This window comes from uncultured Alteromonas sp., assembly GCF_963976965.1.
GTDB lineage: Bacteria > Pseudomonadota > Gammaproteobacteria > Enterobacterales > Alteromonadaceae > Alteromonas > Alteromonas naphthalenivorans.
In genome coordinates this window covers 15,874-36,753 of record NZ_CAXBMP010000032.1, presented here as the reverse complement: position 1 = coordinate 36,753, position 20,880 = coordinate 15,874, and the positions used below count along the sequence as shown (strand labels likewise).

Here is a 20,880-nt window from a genome sequence, read left to right as displayed (position 1 = left end):
CTTTTCAAGATGGGTGAAATAGTTAAGGCTGTGAGGACATCTAACTATTTGAAAAAAATGCTTAAATAATTACGCCGTACTGGCATCGCTGCTAGCAGGGCTTTTTTTAGTGTTACCTCCCACCGAGCTAGTTATTAATTGGCAGGCTGCAATAAAACCATCAGCGCTGTTTTTAGACCAAGCCATACGAATGGGGCCAGGCATTTCTTTAATCACGTCTCGCACATCGCTTTGTGATACCTCGGTGCTGCTTAATGCAGAATCTAATGCTTCTTCTAACGTAGCGCCTTTTTCACAGCACGCCATTACAATACTAGAGAAGTTAAGCATAAGCGGCATAAGAGCAGTATGTTGTTGCTGACTTATCAGGCGGCTTTTATAAGCACTTTCGATACGAGCTGAATAAGTTTTTTCTAGCGCATCAGTAACTAACAGTAAATTTTTATAAGCATGGTTAACTTTATTACCATTTTGTTTTGCAGATGAGCGCGTAAGCGTAAGTTCACGTTGTAGCGTTTGCACACGAAGCGCTAGATAAATCAAAAACAGGACAAGTAGTCCTATGATCCCGAATGCAAATATCATTATCTTGCCGCCTTTTGTTCTTCTATGAATTGGTTAATTTTTTGCTCTAAAATGAATAATGGCACAGAACCATTTTCTAATACTGCTCGGTGAAATTTACGTACATCGAAATGCTGACCTAGCGCAACCTCAGCCTTTTCACGTAGCGCCTTTATTTTAATTTCACCAATTTTATAAGATAGGGCTTGTGCTGGCCATGATATGTATCGGTCTATCTCAGTATTCACATTATGCTCTGACAAAGCCGTATTGGACATCATAAAATCAACAGCTCTTTCGCGGCTCCATCCCATGGTGTGCATGCCGGTATCTACGACAAGGCGACACGCGCGCCACATTTCGTAGCTTAAGCGACCGAAATTATCATAGGGGTCTTCATAAATACCCGCTTCAATCCCTAAGAATTCAGAATACAAACCCCAACCTTCACCAAAAGCTGAAATATAAGTGTTGCGGCGTACCATGGGTAAATTTTCTAATTCCGCCGCTAAAGATATTTGCAAATGATGCCCAGGCACAGCCTCGTGCAAGGTAAGAGCTGGAAGGGCATAAAGCGGACGCTTATCTAGCGCATAAGTATTTACCCAGTAGTAACCGGGTTGATCGTCTCGACTAGGGTGAATATAACGACCCGTGGTGTACTTCGGGGCGATACTATCGGGTACAGGAGCAACGCCATAAGGCGTACGAGGTAAATATTCAAAGAGCGAAGGTAATTTTGCGTCCATCTTTTTCGCAATAAAAGAAGCCTCTTTTAGCAGTTCTTCTGCGCTGGAGGCATAAAACTGCGGATCTTCACGTAAAAAGGTAATGAACTCATTAATACTGCCATCGAATTCAAGGCTATCTACCACGCTTTGCATTTCAGCTCGAATACGCTTTACTTCTTTTAAGCCAAGAGTATGAATGTCTTCGGGGCTCATATCTGTGGTGGTGTAGTGCTTGGCGCGGTTAGCGTAATAAGCTTTGCCATCAGGCCATTCGTTAGCAGCAATGGCGGCTCGGGCGCCAGGAATATACTCATCAACCATGAAGTCATAAAATGCTTGGTAAGCAGGGAAAACGCTGGTGGTAATGGCTTTTTGGCCTAGTTGGGCTAACGCAGCTTGTTGTGAAGCATCAATATGTTTTGGAAATCGAGTAAATGGACTGTAGAAGCCACTTTTCACTGGGTCGTCCATAATATAAGCGGCTACCGCATCTTCGAAGCCTTTAAGAACCACTTTAGGTTGGGTGTAACCCTCTTTTAGCCCTTGGCGCATATAGGCGATTTGTTGTTCAAAGTAGGGGGTAAGTGCATTCAAACGAGACAGGTAAGCGTGATAATCCTCCACCGTTTTAAATACAGATAAATTTGGCAAGGATGCCATGGCACCATGAAAACCGTATTCGGAATTAATGGGGACAAGATAAGCGCGAAAGTGATATTGGCTAATATAATTCTCTAGCCGATACTGCTGCATAAGCAACGAGATAAAAGCGTCGTCAGATAGATTTTCCTTAGAATACGCTTTCAATGCATGACGGTACGTTCGCCATTGTTGATCTTGAGTGGCTAAGCCTTGTGGTGAAATATCCGGTAGCTCGCTATTTTGCGAACTGTTGCCTTGTCTCGAAGCTAGAAGCGGGGAAACACTTAGTTCGTATATCCAAATTTCATCTAACAAAGCATAAAACGACTTATCCTCGTTGGAGCTTGCCAATGAGGTAAAGCTAGTAAGTACTAGTATAAAAGTTAACAAATAACGGTACATGAAAGCCTCCGGTAACCTTAGACCGGATTATCAACGGTGGGTTACTCTTTGTTAGGTGTATAAATTGGGCTAGGGAAAGGCATCACTTTATCAGACTTATTATCTAATTTAATAATTTTGGCTGTGCCTTTTTTCCTCACCGCATCAATTCGAAGGATGTTATGCATAGGAATATACGTACTGGTAACATCTGCGAACTCTGATTTAAGCTTTTCATGGCTTGGATCTACCACTATGCCTGTGTGGGTGTCCCACACAAATTCCCCAATTTCCACAAATCCAAATAAGCCACTTTGAGAAAGTGATTTGACGGACACATCGTAGCGTTCGCCATTACTTATGAACTGTACTCGATACAAAGGGTCGGTTTTTGTCATGGGTTTATTAATATGTTGATGACTTAAAGGGCGTGAATTTTACAATGGTCTAGAAATACGGGCAATGGTCGAAAATCGTTAGGCTTAAACGTTACGGAATCGCTTGGGTAAGGTAATATGTAAAGACCTCAAAAATAGTGGAAATACAATGATAAAAAAACTATTACTTGGAAGTGCGATGACGGCGATGGCATTTGCTGCCACTGCGCATAACCATGAAACGACAGAAAATAGCTTTAACCCTGACACTCAGCGTATAAAGTCACACTTATTTTTCTTAGCCGATGACTTACTTGAAGGCCGTGATACGGGGTCTCGAGGGCATGAAATTGCCGCGTTATACATAGCGACAGAATTCGCAAAATACGGTTTAAAGCCAGCAGGTACAGATGGCTACATGCAACAGGTAAGCTTCCGTAAAGCAAACCTATTGCAAGAGTCGCCAGAATTTACGCTTACTCGTAATGGCGAAAAAATTGATTTTGCTTACCCAAAAGAATATTTAGCAGGTCCTAGCTTACTTAGCGTAGATGCTAATGTTTCAGGCGAACTTGTGTTTGTTGGCTATGGCATAGTGGCTGACGAGTTGTCTCACAACGATTATGAAAATATCGATGTAGAGGGCAAAATTGTGGTTTCGCTAGCCGGTAAACCCAGTGATTTTCCTTCGGAAGAAGGTGCTCATTTTGCCTCAGGGTATCAAAAGCAAAAGTACGCCGCTGAGCATGGTGCAATTGGTATGATCACCATCACCACGCCTAAAAACGAAAAGGTACGTCCTTACCAAAGCCGCTTAAGCTATATTCATACACCGCGCATGGCTTGGTTGGATGACGAAGGGCAGTCAGCCAATACCTTCCCGCAAATTAAAGGTGGTGCGTATTTAAGTGAAGCTGCAGCAAAAACCTTATTTGAAGGGGCTGAGCGGGAACTTGACGATATTTATGCCGATCTTGAGGCAGATAAAGTACCAACAGGCTTTGCATTACCTGGCACAGTAAGCTTAAGTAAAAAGAGCACTCACGAAGTAGTGACTAGCCCGAATGTTGTTGGCGTGCTTGAAGGTTCAGATCCAGCACTTAAAGATGAATATGTCGTCTTTTCCGCGCACTCTGACCACATTGGTTTCGCGAAAACAGTTAAAAAAGACAATATCAACAACGGCGCTATGGATAATGCCTCTGGCACATCGGTAATGCTAGAAACTGCACGCTTATTCAGCGAAATGGACGTAAAACCTAAACGTTCGATATTGTTTGTATCGGTAACAGGTGAGGAAAAAGGATTATTAGGGGCAGATTACTTTGCTCGCAATCCTACCGTGCCGGTGACGTCAATGGTGGCAAACGTTAACCTTGATATGCCCATTTTAACCTATGAGTTTGCCGACGTAATTGCGTTTGGTGCAAACCACAGTGATTTGAAAGCGTCGGTTGAAACCGCTGCAAGCAATGCTGATATTTCATTAAGCCCAGATCCTTGGCCAGACCAAGCGCTATTTACTCGCTCAGATCACTACGCATTTGTTAAACAAGGCGTACCAGCAGTATTTTTAGTTCCTGGTTTAACATCAAAAGATCCCGAGGTAGATGGTAGTAAAGTGTTTGGTCACTTCTTATCAACGAATTACCACAAACCTAGCGACGATATTAACCAGCCATTTAATTGGAATGCTGCTGAAGCCTTTACCAAAGTAAATGCACAAATTGGTTGGACCTTAGCTAATCAAGAAGACAAACCGAAATGGAATGAAGGTGATTTCTTCGGGAATACGTTTAGTAAATAACGTAGCTTTATCTTAAATAAAAAAGCAGCATATCTATGCTGCTTTTTTGTAGGTAACGTGCGAACTACGTTATGCGATTTGAAAGCCCATTGAGGTTAAACATAACCTGTATCGATGTAACGAGATAGAGTCGTTGTTGATATTCGCTAGAGAAAACATTCTAGCCTTATACCACCATGATGATTGTACGCAAATGAGCGATGTTGCACTTGGAAGATGATATTAGAGAATATTTAAACTTATTTTTTTACTAATACAGAACTAGTAAGCTTTTTTTTACTCTAAAGTAGGGATTACATGGAATTTTTACGTTTGAGTTATCAGTTAGTAAAAAAGTATCTTCTAAATATTTAATGGCATCATTATGTTTCAGCACTTTATACTGACGCGCTTTAATCTTAGGAAAAAAGGTTGGGATGAGACAAAATCTCAATCTAAAGTTTTAACCGACAAGTGGATGGAGAATAGATTAGAGCTGTTTGAACAGTATTGCTATTCTTCGATAAAAGCGCAAACTAAAAAGGATTTTGAATGGTTAGTGTTTTTCGATAAAACGACACCACAAATCTTTCGTGAAAAAATTAGTGAGCTCTCTTCAAATTTTTCCAAATTCATACCTATTTATGCAGATGGAATGGACGATTTTTTACCGTCTATTACCAGAGAAATAAAAACTCGTCTCACAACGCCTTATTTAATTACAACGAGGCTAGATAACGACGACAGTCTTCATCAAGATTTTGTAAAAGAAGTACACAATCAATTCTCTAAGCAAGAGTTTAGAGTTATCGATTTCGTTGACGGATATACGCTACAGGTTTCGCCACGGGTAAGATTTGGTCTCCATTCACATGTTCACAACCCATTTATGAGTTTGATTGAAAAGAGTGAAAACTTTAAAACAATATGGACTCAGGAAAGGCATGGCTACTGGCGCAGTGTAAAAGAAGTTACTCCTGTACGTGGTAAAAGGTTGTGGATGTCAGTTATTCACATTGAAAACAAAGTAAATGAATATAAAGGTTACGGTAACGTAGCAAAGAGCGCTATTGATTCATTTAATTTGCACCCGCAAGCATTAGAAAATTTCAAATCTAATGCTGAAGATCCTCAATTAAGTAGCGCTGGCGCTTTTAAGCATAAGCTAAGAACAAATTGGAAAGTTAATTTTAAGCTAATAAAAAGAAGGCTTATTTCTTAGTTATTTGTTACAGGTGAAGCTAGATAGGTAAATCTAATATGCTGAACGTTATTTAACCCTATACGAATTAAAAAAGAGCTGTATGAAGTGACCCCATGAAGCTGGAAATTCCTATTACTGAGGGTCACTTTATATCGAACTGTTTTATACAAACATCTGCTTAAAAGCTGCCCATTGCTCATTGAACTGCTCCGTTGGTTTACGGGTGAAACCACTTCGAATAAACAAGTTAATGCGGCCGTCGGTGTAACAAATAAGCATATTAGCAATTATCGCTTCATCGGCTGATAGGGTTTTTCCTTCACGCAACTTGCGCTCACGTAGTACCTGCTTAAGCTGAGTCTCTAGGCGTTCAAAGAGTTTTGCGATACGCGCGCGCAGTCGGTCTTGCTCTCCCATTAATGCATCACCGTTTAATATACGGGTAATGCCGGGGTTCTTTTCGGCAAAGCCTAAAATGAGGTGAAGAATTAGCTGACATCGAGTCAGCGAGTCTTTCTCTTCGTTAACTATTTTATTAATGCGGGTAAACAAGGTTTCTTCGATGAACTCAATGAGTCCTTCGAACATTCTGGCTTTACTTGGAAAGTGGCGATATAGCGCCGCTTCTGAAACGCCCACTTTTTCAGCTAATTTTGCTGTAGTGATACGTTGACCAGGGTTTGTTTCCAACATTCCCGCTAGGGCTTGCAGAATTTGGGCTCTGCGATTTGTTTTTTTGACAGCAGGCATGATGAGAGTAATTCCTCCGCAACCGGACTTAAGAAGTCCGTTCCATGTTAAGTTGGCTCAGGCCAAATCGTTATGATGAGTTCTCGTTATTATCGACACGCAGAATACTTGTATTAGCGTATATCGTTATTTTTTATTTTTAAGTGATGTTCTAAGCTTGGCTATTGAACAATATTCTTACTGTTAAATCGATTCGCAATAAGTAGTAACAATGCTTCAGCTAACTTAGGTTTTGTGGTGGCAGGTAGGTGTTTATCGCCATCGTCCCAAATCACATGTAACGCATTATTATCGCTATTGAAGCCAAGTCCGTCGGCAGTTATGTCGTTTGCCGCAATCATATCAAGCTTTTTGTTTTTCAGCTTTCCACGGGCGTACAACTCCACATCTTGGCTTTCTGCAGCAAATCCAACACAAAAAGGCTTATCAGTTCGTGTTGCAATCGTTGCTAGAATATCAGGGTTTTTAACAAAAGTAAGTGTTAACTCATCACCGATTTTCTTAATTTTATTTTCGGCAACCTGCACTGCTTTATAATCTGCTACCGCAGCCGTGGCCACAAAAATATCGCATTGAGAAACCGCTTGCTCGCATGCCACTAACATTTCATCGGCGGTAGTCACATCAATACGCTTACATCCATCAGGGGTAGGTAAGTTTACTGGCCCCGCGATAAGAGTGACGTCGGCGCCCGCTTTAACGGCCATATCAGCAATAGCAAAACCCATTTTTCCCGAGCTATGATTGGAGATGTAGCGGACCGGATCCAGTGGTTCTCGTGTTGGTCCTGCTGTAATAAGGAGGTGTTTACCCGATAAAATCTTATCGTTTGAGGTGCCTAGGCTTCGGCTGATGGAAGAAGCAATTTCTACCGGCTCCACCATACGGCCTGAGCCTACATCACCACAGGCTTGATCTCCATCAGCAGGACCTATAAATAATGCACCATGCTGCGTTAAGATACCTAAATTTACTTGTGTTGCGGTTGCTTTCCACATTTGCTGGTTCATTGCAGGGGCAATAAAAGTTTTCGCTTCTGTGGCCAAGTATAAAGTGGTAAGCAAGTCGTCAGCCAATCCATGAGCCAGCTTAGCCATAATATTAGCTGTAGCGGGGGCAATAAGTAAGACATCTGCCCATTTAGCCAACTCTATATGGCCCATTGCCGCTTCTGCAGCTGGGTCTAGCAATTGTTGATGTACTGGATTACCAGACACCGCTTGCAACGAGAGAGGGCTGACAAATTCAGCCGCAGAGCCTGTTAGTACAACACGTACATTCGCGCCTAGCGCGGTAAGCTTACGCACTAAATCTGGGGTTTTATAAGCGGCAATCCCACCACTAACACCAAGCAGAATATTTTTATTTGCTAAAGACATATTTGAAACATCATTTTTTACATAACCTAAGACTATCATGATGGCTATTTTTGCGGTAGCTGAACAAAAGTACGCTCGGTGCTTAACACGCACCAGATAGTAAGTCACTTAAACAAGAACTCGCCCAATGATCAGTCGATTATAAATAGACTACTGCGCTATAACCCTATATTCATTTGGTGTGTGAGAAACTAATCATGTCGATAAAAGTGTGGCCTGTTAAAGAAAGGCCAAGGGAAAAACTGCTTTATTACGGTGCAGAATACTTAAGTGATGCTGAGTTAATTGCCGTTATGCTAGGCGCTGGAGTGGCAGGGAAAACCGCTTTAGGTTTGGCAAGAGATCTGTTGGAGAAAGTGGGATCGCTACGAGGTGTGGTTGCGGCAAACGAAGCCGAATTTACCGATGTGAATGGCCTTGGTGCTTGTAAATTTGCCCAATTCCAAGCCGCCTTTGAGATATTTAGACGCAACTTAGAAATCCCACTTGCTCGACAAGATGTATTTAATAATGTGGATGATACAAAGCGTTATTTGCAAGCAAAGCTACGAGACTGTCAGCAAGAAAAATTCCTGCTGTTGATGTTAGACAGTCAGCACCAACTTATTGCGTGTAGAACCATGTTTACAGGCACGATTAATAGTGCGGCGGTTTATCCCCGAGAGCTTTTAAAACAAGTGATGAAAGATAATGCAGCGGCCGTGATCTTAGTTCATAATCATCCCTCAGGCGTGGCCGAACCGAGTCAGGCAGATATTAGGCTGACCGGCGAGATCCAAAATGCGATGGCAATGATCGATGTTTCTGTTCTCGATCATTTTGTGGTCGGAGACACGGAAACGGTTTCATTTGCACAGCGAGGCCTGTTAACATAGATTTTGTTAGTCATTCATCGAATATAATCTAGTCAAATCGTTGAAAATGATTTAGCATATGACTCTAATGGGTAAATTTTCTGAAAGGACTAATATGAAAAAGTCAATTATTGCATTGTTTGCAGCGGCGGCTATGTCTGCTGGTGTTAGCGCTCAAGACTCTGAAGGCGGAGCTGGATCTACAGGACTTGGCGCTGTAACTGCTCCAGTTGTAGCGACTGCTGCTGTTGTTGCTGGCGTTGTTGCTGGTATTGCTTCTAACAATTCATCAACTACTCCAGTTGAAACAGTTACATCGTGTGAAGGTACTGATCCATTAGTAGACGGTGTTTGTGTTGGTACTACTGAAACAGTAACTGTTACAGGTACTGCAACTGCTACTACAACTATCACTGTTCCAGTGACATTTACTTACGCACCGACCGTACAGTAATAATAAATAGTTTCGAAAAAGCCGCTTTCATTAGCGGCTTTTTTATTTATGCCAAGAAAGTGTTCTTATTACTAAATAACAGTTGTCGAAATTTTCAATGAAAACATCCCTATTACTGATTGCTATCAGCCTGCTATCTCTTCTTGTTTCAGGGTGCTCCTCTACCGTTAACGCCTATATTAAAACCATTAGTCTTGCCCTTGAGGATCGCACCGTTTCCTACACCGTAGATGAAATAGCGGCAAGTAAAGCAGACTTACTACAAATTAAAGCGGGTGGGCGTGATGCTGCTTCACTTGCTCTTGCTTATATTGATGGTGATAAATACCGCTGGGTCTCAGGTGATAAGGTTATTTTCACCATGCATCATGGCGTGATTGTTCGCACTGAAGGACTAGATAACGAACTGTATTATACAGGAAATTTAAAGCACAACCCCTTGGCTAGCAATGATGTTTTAGCCTACTCGTGGCAAAGAAAACTTGATTTAGAAAACGTTGGATTCGGTCTGCCTGTGAGCTCAACATGGCGAGTACACGGCGAGGAAAGCCAAACCTATCTAGGTGCTACTTTGACGGTTACTAAAATAACGGAAAGTGTTATTTTTCCAGAGACTACGCCTTATATCGACACCAACTTGGAATGGGAAAATACCTACTACCTTGACGCAAAATCGAAACAGCTTTTAGCTTCTACGCAAAAGTTTAGCCCACAAGGTGATGTATACGACATGGTCTATTTAAGTCGAGTAGTACGTTTAATGAAAAGTAAGGAGCAGTAAATAAAATGAGAGTTTTTGTTACCTTACTAATGAGTTTTTGGCTTTTACTATTTACCGCTTCTGTATCTGCCCAAGTGACTATCATAATTAATAAGCAATCTTATGAGTTTACGCAGCCGATAAGACTTAACAGTGTATTATCCATTGTGGCTGAATCTGGTGATTGGTATTGGCCAACATCAGGCATATACAATTTAAATGACGCTTATGCTGAGCGTGAGAAAGATGCTGTTTTATCAGAAATTCGTATGGTTATGAAAGACTACAATGCGAACAGCGATACGTACCGCGCATTAGAAAACCTGTATCAGCAGGTCTCTTCATGGACAGTATCTACGCGAGTCATCACGCCAATATCCTATAATCGTGCGCGTTTGATTGCTGAAGAAAATCCTATGTTTCAACCTGGGCGATATTTGCTTCGCATTAGTCCTCGTCCGTCAGTTGTGCACTTTTCTGGGTTAGTTATTAAACCTGGTGCTTATAGACACGGTAATGATCTTTCTATTTTTTCTACTGCAAAGTCAGTCACTAAAGCCTCAGACGCTGATAAAAGCCATGTTTTCGTGATTACTCCAATGGGCGAGATAGAGAAACGTGGTATTGCCTATTGGAATATTGATTACTCTCAATTAATGCCAGGCAGCCAAATTTATGTACCCATTACAGGGCAGATATTCAGTTCAACGTTGGATGCACTCAATACCCGCATCGCAAACTTAGCAGTACATAGGATCCTTCCTCAATGAGCGCTTTTCCTTATAAGAAAACATCTTTAGCACTCATCATTAGTGCATCAGCCTGTCCCGCCCTGGCTGATACAGATAACATCGACACCGAGTTTCGGGTTACTCCTTCGCAAATGGTGCAAGGCGGTAACGGGCTTATTCAAACCCCTACAGCGCGTATGCGTGAAGAAGGGGGATTAGCTGTAAATTATACCGATAACGGTGAATACCGTTTTTGGTCAGTCAATTTGCAATTATTCGATTGGATGGAAGCGACTGCTCGCTATACCGACGTACGTACACAATTTTATAGCAATGTTGAATCGTTCAGTGGCGACCAAACCCTTAAAGATAAAGGCTTAGATGTAAAATTTAGGTTGTGGAAAGAAGGCTACTACACGCCAGATATTTCGGTTGGTTTTCGCGACTTTGGCGGTACAGGTTTCTTTGAAAGTGAATATATTAACGCCAGTAAATCATTTGGGCCTTTTGATGTTCATTTAGGGTTAGGTTGGGGCTACTTAGGTACGGCAGACGATATCACTAACCCACTTTGTGAGTTTAGAGACAGTTACTGTGATCGACCCACAGGGTTTTCTGGTCGCGGCGGAAAGGTTGATTACGACCAGTTCTTCAAGGGAACAACGGCCTTTTTTGGTGGCATCGAGTATCAAACACCTTGGGAGCCATTAACCCTTAAACTTGAGTTTGAAGGTAACGATTATTCGTTAGATAGGGCTGGAGAATTAGAGCAAGATTCTCGTTGGAATGTGGGGGCGGTATATCGCTGGAAAGACTTTGATTTCAGTATGAATTATCAGCGCGGAAACACGTTTGGTTTCGGTGTAACCTATCGCTTTAATATGAACACCATAAGCCAAGTTAAGTACGATAAACCACCCAAAACCTTAATGGCTAGGCAAGCGCCTGATACTATTGATAAAGTGGATAAATCAAGATTGTATAATACACTTGTGCAGTCAGGTGGCTTTGCATTGTCCGACGTTAATATTGATGAAGACAAAGCTGTATTTTATGGAACACAGTTTGTTTACCGTGATCAGGATGAAGCAATTGAACGGGTAGGACGCATTATTGCATCAGAACTTCCTGATTCAGTGACTGACTATCACATTGTTGAAAATAGCGGTGGTCAGCCAATGGTTGATACCACAATAGATGCTGAACAGTTTATTACGGCAGCACGCTATGAGTCGATAGATTCGGACATCACCCAGTCTTATGTAAGAACCACACCTTCTAAAGAGGTAATGGATGCTTATGAGCCCACGAATACCCACGGGCTGTTTTATGGTGCTAACTTCTTCTGGACACAATCATTCGGTAACCCTGAAGACTTCTATTTATATCAAACAGGTTTAATTTTGAATGCAGGTTATGCCCTTAATAACAAACTATCTGTTATGGGCAGTGCGCGGGTTACCCTATTAGACAACTTTGATAAATTTAACTTTCTGGTTGATAACGAAGAAACCGTATTACCACGTGTAAGAACACGAGTAAGGGAGTACGTATCAGAAAATCCCATAGGGCTAGACACGGCCTTTATTCACTATAAAGATAATATCAGTGAGAACGTATTTGGGCAGGTGTACGCGGGTTATCTAGAAACTATGTTTGCTGGTGTCGGTGGTGAGGTTTTATACCGTCCTGTCGATAGCAGATTGGCATATGGAATAGACATTAACTATGTAAAACAGCGTGATCCTTATAATCAATTGTCGACTTTAGATTACGATGCTATCACCGGCCATGCCAGTGTTTATTGGCAACCTGAAATGCTTAAAGGTACGCAATTAACGGTCAGTGCTGGACAATTTTTGGCAAAAGACAAAGGCGTTAATATCGATTTCGCAAAACGTTTCGATAGTGGAATTGTTGTAGGTGCGTATGCGGCTTTCACCGATGTCTCATCTGAAGAATATGGAGAAGGTAGCTTTACCAAAGGCTTCTATATCTCAATTCCTTCAGACTTGTTCTTACTGCAACCTTCGAAGGGGAGAGGAACATTCCCCTGGGTGCCGATTTCTCGAGATGGCGGACAAATGTTAGGGCGGCCAGTGCGTCTTATCGATTCCACTGCAGTACGCTCACCGTTTTACGACTAACTACTAAGGTAAGCACGAGGTAACGATTGCTTCGTGCTTACTTCCACCATAACTAAAGCTTATTTTTACGTGTTTTTTAATAATATTAACAACACGTTACTCGCTGCTTTCTTTTATTATTTCAATAATTTCAGTGGTTGAAATAGAAGGCGTTCGAGGCAGGTAAACCACGTCGCATATATCCTTAAACTCATCAAATTTACCGTACCAGTCATCACCCATAACCAGCACATCCGCTTTGTGTTGAATAATGTAATCACGTTTCTTTTCTAAAGATTCTTCGGTAAAAATTTTGTCGACAAAGCGCAAGGATGCGAGTAATTCCTCCCTACTGTGGTAGGGATAAATAGGAGTCCGCCCTTTTTTACTTAAATTGAGTTCGTCTGAAGAAAGACCCACTATAAGTGCATCGCCTTCTGCGCGAGCACGTTTAAGAATTCTTATGTGACCAATGTGCAGTACATCGAATGTACCGAAGGTTATAACGCGTCTCAAAATGCCACCTGATTATTAGGTTTTAAGTTATTGGGTTGTAAGATATTCGGCAATGCGGTTGCTGCATTGACCATCAGTAATGCCTACCATTTCTTGCGTGATTTTTTTGCGATTTACGCTTAATTCCATCGGCTGTTTTAAGCACTCTACTATCAACATATTCGCTTGAAAAGCATTGCTAGCTCTATGTGATATCTGGTTAAACAGGGCGATATCGGGATCTAGTCGTTTCTTTAATCTGAAATTGAAGAGGCCTGAGTAATTCCAGCGTGTATGAAAAAAGTCGCACCATACGATTGGGCGATCTATCGAAGCAAATTCAAAAATAGCGGATGATGCATCAGAAAGCATAATATCGGCGATTTGCATGAATGGCAGTAGGTCAAAGTCTTTTGCATTTGCCAAGTACACATTTTCATAACGACCCCATGCTTCAACCCTTTGCTTTTGAGATTTGTATTTAGGTTTTGTCAGGCTAAAGAAATGAGGTTTAACAATAATATTTACGTTGCTTAAGGTTTCAGGCCAATGTGGGGGAAAGCATTCGATACTTGATGGGAAAAAGGTGGGCGCATACAGTACAGTAGGCTTGTTTGAGTCTAGCCCCAATGCTGACAAGTCAATAAGTTGTTCGGTTTCATTAAATATTGGGTCGAGTTTCGCGTAGCCTGAATTTATAAAGTGTCTATCAGGGTACATTTCTTTTAGTCGTTCAAGGCGACTTTCCCCTTCAACAAACCTGACATCGAAGGGAAATTCAGAGACATCGTAATAACATGCTTTAGGGCCGATGCCGTGCAACATCAGCGCAAGGCGTGAAGTAATATGCTTTTTTTGTTCGGCATTAAAATAAGGTCGATTTCCGAATACAATCCAGTCAGCGTTACTTTTGCTGTAAAGGGACAGTGTTTCATCTTTATTTGAGATAAATTGGAATTGAAAGCCTTCTTTCTCTATGACTTCCTGTTTCAAAGCATCTAAACCAAGTTCTTGGTGTAAAACGAACTCGCATAAAACACCCGCTTTTAACAGTGTACGGGCCACAGGTATATATTGGGGAAGGTAGTAAAGGTGTTGTACATCAAAGAGGACTTTACCTAGCATTTGAAACGCTCCGACATCGCGGCGGCAAAGTTATTAAACAGACGCACCGTCAATTATTATTATTTTTATTGCGTATAATCTGCGTTTAACGCAGTATAGCGCGCGTTCGTAAAACAGTAACAGAGATTAAGCGCGATGACTTTACACTTAAGTGTAATTTTTTAGCTCTTTTTAAAAATAATCGTTATTTTTGACTAAAAATGTGACAAAAATTGAGCTTTTTTCCTTTTCTTATTGAAATTGGGATCTGTTTGCTGTATAAAATGCGCCCTCTAATTTATAGTAATACGTCATTTGATCCAGTGACCTTTTGATAGGTGGAATCGATTGACGCGACAGTTATCGTTGTTCTGGAGACAAATCAATGTCAAGAGTATGTCAAGTAACAGGTAAGCGCCCTACGGTTGGTAATAACCGTTCGCACGCAAGAAACGCGACTCGTCGTCGTTTTTTACCAAACCTTCACTCTCACCGTTTTTGGGTTGAGAGCGAAAACCGTTTCGTTAAGTTACGTTTATCTGCTAAAGGTATGCGTATCATCGATAAAAATGGTATCGATTCAGTACTAACTGACATCCGTGCCCGTGGTGAGAAAATCTAAGGAAGCCTACAATGCGTGATAAAATTAAATTAGTTTCTTCAGCAGGTACAGGTTTCTTCTACACCACTGATAAGAACAAACGTAACATGCCTGGTAAAATGGAGATCAAAAAATTTGATCCTGTTGTACGTAAGCACGTTATGTTCAAAGAGGCCAAAATCAAGTAATAAACTTGCTTTTGTCTCCACGAAAACCCAGCCTTTGCTGGGTTTTTTGCTTTTGAGCATATGAAAATATTGCCGCTGGAATATGTCAGTTTCAGGCATTACCATAAACGCTATATTCGTTAAATAGGATTGCTGGTGGCAAGACTCTCACAACGCGCGATGAACAATGTGGTTATTGTTGCCATGTTAGTCATGATTGCGCTATTTAACTTAGACAGCTTCCTGCCTAAACGTGCCGTTCCCGAATTAAGGCCGCTACTGCCACCTGACGCCTATGTACTTAAAATAGAGCATGCCAGTAGCAAGTTAGAGAGAAATGGTCAGCAGTGGCGTCAAGTGTCCTCTAAAGGGGCCTTGCCTGTATCAGCACAGGAGCAAATTGCAGCGTGGCAAGCCGCTCAGCTTAAAACGGCGTCTTTGGTAGACAACGCATTTCAGTCAATTGAGCCCATAGTGGTGGTTATCTGGCTAGCAGGGCAAGCGAATGGCCATGTCTTTGCGTTTTATAACAATACGCAGCCGGTTACTGTAAAATACAACGGCCTTTGGTACACCCTTGAAAATACTGAACTGAACGCGCTTCTTCCATGGCTTAGTGAACCCGCTAATTAATTAAGCGTATTAGCCTAGTCACTACTGTCAGTGACCGGTGACGCTTAACCAATCTTCATTGCAACGAACTAGACAACCCAAAGCTGGAGGGGAAAATGCCTGAGTTACCAGAAGTCGAAGTAAGCCGTTTGGGCGTATCCCCTTATCTGCTAAACGAAACTATAGACAATATTATTGTGCGCGAACGCAGAATGCGCTGGCCTATTCCCGAAGACGTGGCGTTAGCTATCGGAAAAAAGGTGATAGCCGTTAAGCGTAGAGCAAAATACCTCATGATCGAAACCGAAGCGGGTACGCTTATTTTGCATTTAGGCATGTCGGGTAAATTGCGGGTTATTGATGCGTCTACACCTGTTGCGAAACATGATCATGTTGATATTGTGATGGCGACAGGGAAATGCTTACGTTTTAACGATCCTAGGCGCTTTGGGGCCTTCTTATGGCAACCCCCGGGCGAGGCCTTGAAATTACTTGCTAACCTAGGACCAGAGCCGTTGACTGACGATTTCGATGATGCGCGTTTGTTCGCTTTATCTAGAGGCAAAAAAAGTACCGTGAAAAACTTCATCATGGACAATGCAGTTGTGGTGGGCGTGGGGAATATTTATGCCAATGAAGCTTTATTTTTAGCGGGTATCGACCCAAGAAGAGAAGCAGGGAAAGTCAGTAGCGCTCGCTACAAAAACCTTACGCAAATTATTAAGCAGGTATTAGCAAAAGCGATAGAGCAAGGCGGCACTACACTAAAAGATTTTGCGCAAACTGATGGGAACCCTGGCTACTTTGCACAGCATTTGAATGTGTATGGAAGAAAAGGAGAGCCGTGTGAGGTATGCAAAACAGAAATACAAAGTAAGGTGATTGGCCAGCGAAATACGTTCTTTTGTAAACAGTGCCAGCGCTAGTTTTAGTGCACACTAGATAGAACACGTTAGATAAAACAGACTGAGCTCAATAGGCATGTTGAGCGCAGTGTGTTTAACATTTTCTATTAAAGCGTTTTAGTCTTCTCGGCGCAGTCTATCTTGCAATGCTTGATCGACCACCGGATGGCAAAAACCACCTACCTTACCTCGATGCAGTGCAACTTCTTTTACTAATGTAGATGATATAAAAGAGTTTTCTTCTGCTGGTGTCAAAAACACACTTTCTAATTTTGGATTCAAACGGCGATTCATATTTGCTAGCTGAAATTCGTATTCGAAATCAGATACCGCACGTAATCCGCGAATAAGAATGGTGGCTTTTTGCTCATCGGCAAAATCTGCAAGTAAGCCCGTGAAACCCATCACTTCTACGTTAGGTAAATCGGCGGTAACCTTGCGAATCATTTCCACTCTCTCATCAAGGGTGAATAAGGGTTGCTTGTTGGGGTTCGCGGCAATACCAACTATTACATGAGAGAAAAGCTGTGATGCCCTTTCTATCAGGTCTGCGTGCCCATTGGTGATGGGATCAAAAGTGCCTGGATAAAGTGCTCGTGTATGCATGTTAATCTAATCTTTATTGTTGTAGGGCAACAGTATCGATAAATATGGGTAGATGCAATTGCAATTCAGCTGCTTCTATAGCCCGCTAAACAATACTGCCAGTCATCTTGAGTCCAGTAAAACTGGGTATTTAAGCCTTTTTCTTTATTCAACGAACGTAACAAACGGGACAGGTTATCTTTTTTCCAATGGTGTCCGCGACGTTCATGACAGCGATCAAAATCTATCAACCAAATATTACGCTCATTATCCATCATAATATTTCTGATGTTCGCATCGTGATGATAAATCTGGCAGGCATGCATTTTAGCCAAAGCTTCGCCCACCGCATACCAATCATCTTTTGATAAGGGGTCTCGGGTAAGCATGTGATGCAAGTCTTGGCTTGCCGGAATATTCTGGGTAATAAGATCCCCACGATAAATAAAACCACGGCGATGAATACGGGCGCCAACCGGTACAGGCACGCGAAGGCCATGTTCTCGCATTTTAGTCAAAAGGCGAAACTCTTCAAACGGACGAGAACGCTCTACACCAAGAAAAAAATACTGATCACTAAGTAATTTCCCAACCAATCCACCACGTTTAAAATGTCGTAGCACCCAATGCTGAGCATCATAGTCGATAAAAACAGTGGTACCACGGCCTTTGGCCTCACCGGTAATTTTATTTTGGAATAGCCAAAATTCATGACTGAACATATCTACGCTAGGTTCAGTCATGAGTTCATCGTTGTATAAGAAGTGATGCCCAGCACCTAAGTCTCGTCGTATTATCGCCATGACGTCCGTTACTTATGGTAAAATTTACCATTCTAATGAATTATTTCGGCATTTCAGCAACGAGAGAGCATTTGTGGGAAAAAAGATTTGCTTAATGCGTCTATCTGCTATTGGTGATATCTGCCATGCAGCCGCTATGGTAACACGTATTCAAACCCATTGGCCGGACGCTGAGTTAACTTGGGTCATTGGCAAGGTAGAGTATCAGCTGGTTAAGCTAATGCCGAATGTGCGCTTTATCATTTTTGATAAAAAACAAGGCAAAGCCGCCGTTGAGAGCTTAAAAAATGCAGTGAAAGGTGAAACCTTCGACGCACTGCTTATGATGCAAGTTGCCTTGCGCGCGAACCTAGCCTCTAGAGTGATAAAGGCGAAGCGCAGAATTGGCTTCGACTGGGCCAGAAGCAAAGAACTGCATTGGTTATTCGCGAACGAGCGCGTAGCGCCACGCCAACATTCTCATGTGCTCGACGGTTTTATGGATTTTGCCGACGCGCTAGGCGTGCCAAAAGTCGCTACGCCATCATGGAATATCCCTGTTAGCGAAGAAGATGAACGCTGGGGTGAAGAACAGGCCGCAGCGCTAGGCGACTATGTGGTTATTGCGCCTGCCGCTAGCAAAGCAGAACGTAACTGGCTTCCCGAAAGGTACGCTGCAACTGCTGACTATTTATCACAACAAGGTAAATCAGTCATATTAGTGGGTGGTCCTGGTGACCTCGATAAAGCCACTGCCAATGCTATTTTAGCGTGTAAACCCACTATTAAAGCGGACTTTACTGGCAAAACCAGTCTTCACCAGTTATTGGTATTGTTAAAGCATGCGAGTTTAGTGCTTGCGCCTGATACCGGTCCTGCTCACATGGCTACCACAGTAGGCACGCCCGTTATTGGATTATATGCTCATTCAAACCCTATCCGCACTGGGCCATATAACAACATAGATAACACGGTCTCCGTGTACGATTCGTGTATTGAAAAGCAAAAAGGAAAAAAGTGGGAACAATTACCTTGGGGAATTCGCGCAAAGGGCGATAACTTGATGGAAGGTGTTACCACAGATGCGGTATTTTCAAAAATTAATGCCTTGGTTTAACTAATACATTAACGAATACGCACTATTTCTGGGAATTTCTTCTAACCGTTATCTACACTTAGGTTATACGCGCCAATTTTTTTAAGACACGGAGAGCGCCCTTTGGTGATTATGCTCGCATTGATGAAACGAATACGAGCTTTAACTAGCAATTCAGAGTACTCAGCACTGGTGCTCAGTATGCTATTTTTAGCTTGTAGTCCAGTTGCTCTCGCACAACAGGCCGTCGTGGTCGCTAATGCGTCGGTGGATACCACATCCCTGACTCAATCAGAATTACGCCAAATATTTACAGGCCACAAACAATACTGGAGCAACGGAGAAAAAATCCACGTTGTTGTTCTTGAGGATGAGCATGGATTACACAAAGCCTTTTGTCGTGAAACGCTGCATATGTTTCCGTATCAACTATCTAGGTTATGGGACCAACTTACTTATTCGGGGCAAGGAGTAACACCTGCTCGTGCCGCATCACAGGCGAAACTGATTGAATTAATTGAAAGTACGCCTGGTGCAATTGGATACATAGGAAATGGAAAAGTAATTGAGGCGCGACAAATTGAGGTGCGTGAACGATGAAAAAGCAATTGTTGATATGGATATTTTGTGCAGCAATATTCATCTTTGGTACCCAAGTAGTATATGCAGCAGATGAACCAGCAAAGTTCACTTGGCATGGTTATATTTCACAAGGAATTACGCAATCTGTTGATAGTAATTTTATCACCTCTGATAACGATATTACCGGTGAGTTAACCGAGTTAGGCATAAACGGTCATTATCGCTTAACCAATAATTTGTCGGTAGCTGGGCAAGTAGTTTACCTAGATGGCGGTAATCGATTTGAGCAAGGAGCCAGAGTAGATTACCTTTTCTTGGACTGGTCCATTAATGATATTTGGGGCTGGCAGGGTCAAGTTCATTTGGGGCGCTTTAAAAATAGACATTGGCTTTACTCGGTAACGCGTGATGTTCCGCAGACTAGAGATACTGCGGTACTGCCTCAGTCAGTCTATTTTGATAGCTTTCGCGATGTAGCCCTTGGTAGCGACGGTATTCAAACCAGTTTTAAGAGATATTCGAATGACAATATTTGGGAGGTTAACTGGAGTTATGGCAGTTCAGATATTAACGAAGCTCAGAAAAATTTCCTTTTAGGAAATATTGCATCAGGTGAAATTGAACAAGATTTTGTGCATCAATTTAGCGTTTTTTGGCAGCCTTCTACGATGGCGTGGAAATTGGGGCTTAGTTGGCTTGAATCAGACTTTACTTATCAAGCATCTGTTATGGACAATAGGTTTGATGGTGAGGCTAATATTCGCCGTTTTATGTTTTCTGCACAGTACTTTAGCGAAAACTGGCAGTTGAGTTCTGAGATCCTGAGAGAGTTACAAGATTCTCAAGGGCTCTTTGCTCCAAATTTTAGAGAAAGAAGAACTGCTGAGGGGGGCTTTGTTCAATTTCGCTATTTATTTAACAGCAAGGTAAGCGGGCTAGTTAGTTACGATACGTACGTAAATAACGTGTCTGACCCTGATGGGAAACAACTTGAGCAAAGTAGTTTTGGACAAATTCCCGCCTACTTTGGCTACGTCGACACTATAGCCGTGGGCGCGCGATGGGACTTTGCTCCAGGGTGGCGCATTCAAGCAGAACACCATTGGGTAGAGGGCGCAACAAGAGCGGTGAGTCTTTTGGACCCTAATATTAAAGATCGTAGCGACAAATACTGGCGTATGTGGTCTGTACAACTGATGTACTGGTTCTAGG

23 protein-coding genes are annotated in these 20,880 nt (G+C 42.2%); 14 read left to right on the top strand and 9 right to left on the bottom strand.

Features of this window, described 5'->3' with window-relative positions:
- Positions 1–69: 69 nt before the first annotated feature.
- Genes AAC006_RS18175 through AAC006_RS18165 form a run of 3 tightly spaced genes read right to left on the bottom strand, consistent with a single transcriptional unit; the run spans position 70 to position 2,716 of the window.
- Positions 70–585 (bottom strand): hypothetical protein, encoded by a 516-nt coding sequence (locus AAC006_RS18175; protein WP_126872723.1) that lies wholly within the window; start codon positions 583–585, stop codon positions 70–72.
- Positions 585–2,339: a DUF885 domain-containing protein gene (locus tag AAC006_RS18170; protein ID WP_338456756.1), complete on the bottom strand. Its 1,755-nt coding sequence runs from the start codon at positions 2,337–2,339 to the stop codon at positions 585–587. Before AAC006_RS18170 ends, AAC006_RS18175 begins: the two co-directional genes overlap by 1 nt.
- A 41-nt stretch (positions 2,340–2,380) precedes the next feature.
- Complete coding sequence (locus AAC006_RS18165; RefSeq protein WP_208805141.1) at positions 2,381–2,716, bottom strand: DUF1820 family protein; 336 nt, start codon at positions 2,714–2,716, stop codon at positions 2,381–2,383.
- Positions 2,717–2,864: 148 nt separating this feature from the next.
- Here AAC006_RS18165 and AAC006_RS18160 point away from each other — a divergent pair, with 148 nt between their 5' ends.
- Both AAC006_RS18160 and AAC006_RS18155 read left to right on the top strand, forming a co-directional pair.
- Entirely contained in the window at positions 2,865–4,502 is a 1,638-nt protein-coding gene (locus tag AAC006_RS18160) for a M28 family metallopeptidase (protein ID WP_208805143.1), read from the top strand.
- Positions 4,503–4,866: 364 nt separating this feature from the next.
- On the top strand, positions 4,867–5,703 hold the full coding sequence (locus AAC006_RS18155) for a glycosyltransferase (RefSeq protein WP_208805145.1): 837 nt from the start codon (positions 4,867–4,869) through the stop codon (positions 5,701–5,703).
- A 144-nt stretch (positions 5,704–5,847) separates the two neighbouring features.
- Here AAC006_RS18155 and slmA read toward each other — a convergent pair whose 3' ends face one another.
- Together slmA and coaBC are read right to left on the bottom strand one after the other, a co-directional pair.
- Positions 5,848–6,435: a nucleoid occlusion factor SlmA gene (gene slmA, locus AAC006_RS18150; RefSeq protein WP_013786158.1), complete on the bottom strand. Its 588-nt coding sequence runs from the start codon at positions 6,433–6,435 to the stop codon at positions 5,848–5,850.
- A 161-nt stretch (positions 6,436–6,596) separates the two neighbouring features.
- A complete protein-coding gene (gene coaBC / locus AAC006_RS18145; RefSeq protein ID WP_288389539.1) occupies positions 6,597–7,814 on the bottom strand; it encodes a bifunctional phosphopantothenoylcysteine decarboxylase/phosphopantothenate--cysteine ligase CoaBC in 1,218 nt (405 codons plus the stop codon).
- Positions 7,815–8,011: 197 nt separating this feature from the next.
- Here coaBC and radC point away from each other — a divergent pair, with 197 nt between their 5' ends.
- From radC to AAC006_RS18120, 5 genes are all read left to right on the top strand, one after another.
- A complete protein-coding gene (gene radC / locus AAC006_RS18140; RefSeq protein ID WP_288389540.1) occupies positions 8,012–8,689 on the top strand; it encodes a DNA repair protein RadC in 678 nt (225 codons plus the stop codon).
- 94 nt (positions 8,690–8,783) lie between these two features.
- Entirely contained in the window at positions 8,784–9,122 is a 339-nt protein-coding gene (locus tag AAC006_RS18135) for a hypothetical protein (protein ID WP_288389541.1), read from the top strand.
- 97 nt (positions 9,123–9,219) lie between these two features.
- Positions 9,220–9,903 (top strand): YjbF family lipoprotein, encoded by a 684-nt coding sequence (locus tag AAC006_RS18130; RefSeq protein ID WP_288389542.1) that lies wholly within the window; start codon positions 9,220–9,222, stop codon positions 9,901–9,903.
- 5 nt (positions 9,904–9,908) lie between these two features.
- Positions 9,909–10,652, top strand: coding sequence for a capsule biosynthesis GfcC family protein (locus tag AAC006_RS18125; protein WP_013786153.1), 744 nt, complete (start codon positions 9,909–9,911; stop codon positions 10,650–10,652).
- Positions 10,649–12,760, top strand: a complete 2,112-nt coding sequence (locus AAC006_RS18120; protein WP_013786152.1) for a YjbH domain-containing protein — start codon at positions 10,649–10,651, stop codon at positions 12,758–12,760. The genes AAC006_RS18125 and AAC006_RS18120 overlap by 4 nt, the downstream gene beginning before the upstream one ends.
- A 96-nt stretch (positions 12,761–12,856) precedes the next feature.
- On the opposite strand, the gene AAC006_RS18115 is transcribed toward AAC006_RS18120, so the two are convergent.
- Positions 12,857–13,255, bottom strand: a complete 399-nt coding sequence (locus tag AAC006_RS18115; RefSeq protein WP_288389544.1) for an adenylyltransferase/cytidyltransferase family protein — start codon at positions 13,253–13,255, stop codon at positions 12,857–12,859.
- 27 nt (positions 13,256–13,282) lie between these two features.
- On the bottom strand, positions 13,283–14,359 hold the full coding sequence (locus AAC006_RS18110; RefSeq protein ID WP_062085453.1) for a CDP-glycerol glycerophosphotransferase family protein: 1,077 nt from the start codon (positions 14,357–14,359) through the stop codon (positions 13,283–13,285).
- Between the two features lie 364 nt (positions 14,360–14,723).
- Here AAC006_RS18110 and rpmB point away from each other — a divergent pair, with 364 nt between their 5' ends.
- The 4 genes from rpmB (at position 14,724) to mutM (ending at position 16,644) form a co-directional block, all read left to right on the top strand.
- The gene (gene rpmB / locus AAC006_RS18105) at positions 14,724–14,960 is read left to right on the top strand and encodes a 50S ribosomal protein L28 (protein ID WP_013786149.1); all 237 of its coding nucleotides are present in this window, start codon (positions 14,724–14,726) and stop codon (positions 14,958–14,960) included.
- A gap of 11 nt (positions 14,961–14,971) precedes the next feature.
- Positions 14,972–15,127, top strand: coding sequence for a 50S ribosomal protein L33 (gene rpmG, locus AAC006_RS18100; protein ID WP_013786148.1), 156 nt, complete (start codon positions 14,972–14,974; stop codon positions 15,125–15,127).
- Between the two features lie 135 nt (positions 15,128–15,262).
- Entirely contained in the window at positions 15,263–15,739 is a 477-nt protein-coding gene (locus AAC006_RS18095) for a hypothetical protein (protein WP_041452617.1), read from the top strand.
- A gap of 95 nt (positions 15,740–15,834) precedes the next feature.
- Positions 15,835–16,644, top strand: a complete 810-nt coding sequence (mutM, locus tag AAC006_RS18090; RefSeq protein WP_063457980.1) for a bifunctional DNA-formamidopyrimidine glycosylase/DNA-(apurinic or apyrimidinic site) lyase — start codon at positions 15,835–15,837, stop codon at positions 16,642–16,644.
- A 96-nt stretch (positions 16,645–16,740) separates the two neighbouring features.
- On the opposite strand, the gene coaD is transcribed toward mutM, so the two are convergent.
- Both coaD and AAC006_RS18080 read right to left on the bottom strand, forming a co-directional pair.
- Positions 16,741–17,229, bottom strand: a complete 489-nt coding sequence (coaD, locus tag AAC006_RS18085; protein WP_057794951.1) for a pantetheine-phosphate adenylyltransferase — start codon at positions 17,227–17,229, stop codon at positions 16,741–16,743.
- Between the two features lie 65 nt (positions 17,230–17,294).
- Positions 17,295–18,011 carry a 3-deoxy-D-manno-octulosonic acid kinase gene (locus tag AAC006_RS18080; RefSeq protein WP_126872713.1) on the bottom strand — a complete coding sequence of 239 codons (717 nt, stop codon included), beginning with the start codon at positions 18,009–18,011 and terminating at the stop codon, positions 17,295–17,297.
- Between the two features lie 94 nt (positions 18,012–18,105).
- Between AAC006_RS18080 and AAC006_RS18075 the strand changes: the two genes are divergently transcribed.
- The 3 genes from AAC006_RS18075 (at position 18,106) to AAC006_RS18065 (ending at position 20,879) form a co-directional block, all read left to right on the top strand.
- Positions 18,106–19,107 carry a glycosyltransferase family 9 protein gene (locus tag AAC006_RS18075; RefSeq protein WP_126872733.1) on the top strand — a complete coding sequence of 334 codons (1,002 nt, stop codon included), beginning with the start codon at positions 18,106–18,108 and terminating at the stop codon, positions 19,105–19,107.
- Positions 19,108–19,218: 111 nt separating this feature from the next.
- Positions 19,219–19,686, top strand: a complete 468-nt coding sequence (locus tag AAC006_RS18070; RefSeq protein WP_260563502.1) for a substrate-binding domain-containing protein — start codon at positions 19,219–19,221, stop codon at positions 19,684–19,686.
- A complete protein-coding gene (locus AAC006_RS18065; RefSeq protein WP_185864164.1) occupies positions 19,683–20,879 on the top strand; it encodes a hypothetical protein in 1,197 nt (398 codons plus the stop codon). The genes AAC006_RS18070 and AAC006_RS18065 overlap by 4 nt, the downstream gene beginning before the upstream one ends.
- Position 20,880 lies beyond the last annotated feature (1 nt).

Excerpts from the sequence above, each read along its gene's own strand:
- radC (WP_288389540.1), top strand. The coding sequence starts at position 8,012 with ATGTCGATAAAAGTGTGGCCTGTTAAAGAAAGGCCAAGGGAAAAACTG.
- AAC006_RS18155 (WP_208805145.1), top strand. The coding sequence starts at position 4,867 with ATGTTTCAGCACTTTATACTGACGCGCTTTAATCTTAGGAAAAAAGGT.
- AAC006_RS18125 (WP_013786153.1), top strand. The coding sequence starts at position 9,909 with ATGAGAGTTTTTGTTACCTTACTAATGAGTTTTTGGCTTTTACTATTT.
- AAC006_RS18175 (WP_126872723.1), bottom strand. The coding sequence starts at position 585 with ATGATATTTGCATTCGGGATCATAGGACTACTTGTCCTGTTTTTGATT.
- slmA (WP_013786158.1), bottom strand. The coding sequence starts at position 6,435 with ATGCCTGCTGTCAAAAAAACAAATCGCAGAGCCCAAATTCTGCAAGCC.
- rpmB (WP_013786149.1), top strand. The coding sequence starts at position 14,724 with ATGTCAAGAGTATGTCAAGTAACAGGTAAGCGCCCTACGGTTGGTAAT.
- rpmG (WP_013786148.1), top strand. The coding sequence starts at position 14,972 with ATGCGTGATAAAATTAAATTAGTTTCTTCAGCAGGTACAGGTTTCTTC.
- AAC006_RS18170 (WP_338456756.1), bottom strand. The coding sequence starts at position 2,339 with ATGTACCGTTATTTGTTAACTTTTATACTAGTACTTACTAGCTTTACC.
- AAC006_RS18120 (WP_013786152.1), top strand. The coding sequence starts at position 10,649 with ATGAGCGCTTTTCCTTATAAGAAAACATCTTTAGCACTCATCATTAGT.
- AAC006_RS18075 (WP_126872733.1), top strand. The coding sequence starts at position 18,106 with ATGCGTCTATCTGCTATTGGTGATATCTGCCATGCAGCCGCTATGGTA.
- AAC006_RS18065 (WP_185864164.1), top strand. The coding sequence starts at position 19,683 with ATGAAAAAGCAATTGTTGATATGGATATTTTGTGCAGCAATATTCATC.
- AAC006_RS18110 (WP_062085453.1), bottom strand. The coding sequence starts at position 14,359 with ATGCTAGGTAAAGTCCTCTTTGATGTACAACACCTTTACTACCTTCCC.
- coaD (WP_057794951.1), bottom strand. The coding sequence starts at position 17,229 with ATGCATACACGAGCACTTTATCCAGGCACTTTTGATCCCATCACCAAT.
- AAC006_RS18130 (WP_288389542.1), top strand. The coding sequence starts at position 9,220 with ATGAAAACATCCCTATTACTGATTGCTATCAGCCTGCTATCTCTTCTT.
- AAC006_RS18160 (WP_208805143.1), top strand. The coding sequence starts at position 2,865 with ATGATAAAAAAACTATTACTTGGAAGTGCGATGACGGCGATGGCATTT.
- AAC006_RS18135 (WP_288389541.1), top strand. The coding sequence starts at position 8,784 with ATGAAAAAGTCAATTATTGCATTGTTTGCAGCGGCGGCTATGTCTGCT.
- AAC006_RS18165 (WP_208805141.1), bottom strand. The coding sequence starts at position 2,716 with ATGACAAAAACCGACCCTTTGTATCGAGTACAGTTCATAAGTAATGGC.
- AAC006_RS18070 (WP_260563502.1), top strand. The coding sequence starts at position 19,219 with ATGCTCGCATTGATGAAACGAATACGAGCTTTAACTAGCAATTCAGAG.
- mutM (WP_063457980.1), top strand. The coding sequence starts at position 15,835 with ATGCCTGAGTTACCAGAAGTCGAAGTAAGCCGTTTGGGCGTATCCCCT.
- coaBC (WP_288389539.1), bottom strand. The coding sequence starts at position 7,814 with ATGTCTTTAGCAAATAAAAATATTCTGCTTGGTGTTAGTGGTGGGATT.
- AAC006_RS18080 (WP_126872713.1), bottom strand. The coding sequence starts at position 18,011 with ATGGCGATAATACGACGAGACTTAGGTGCTGGGCATCACTTCTTATAC.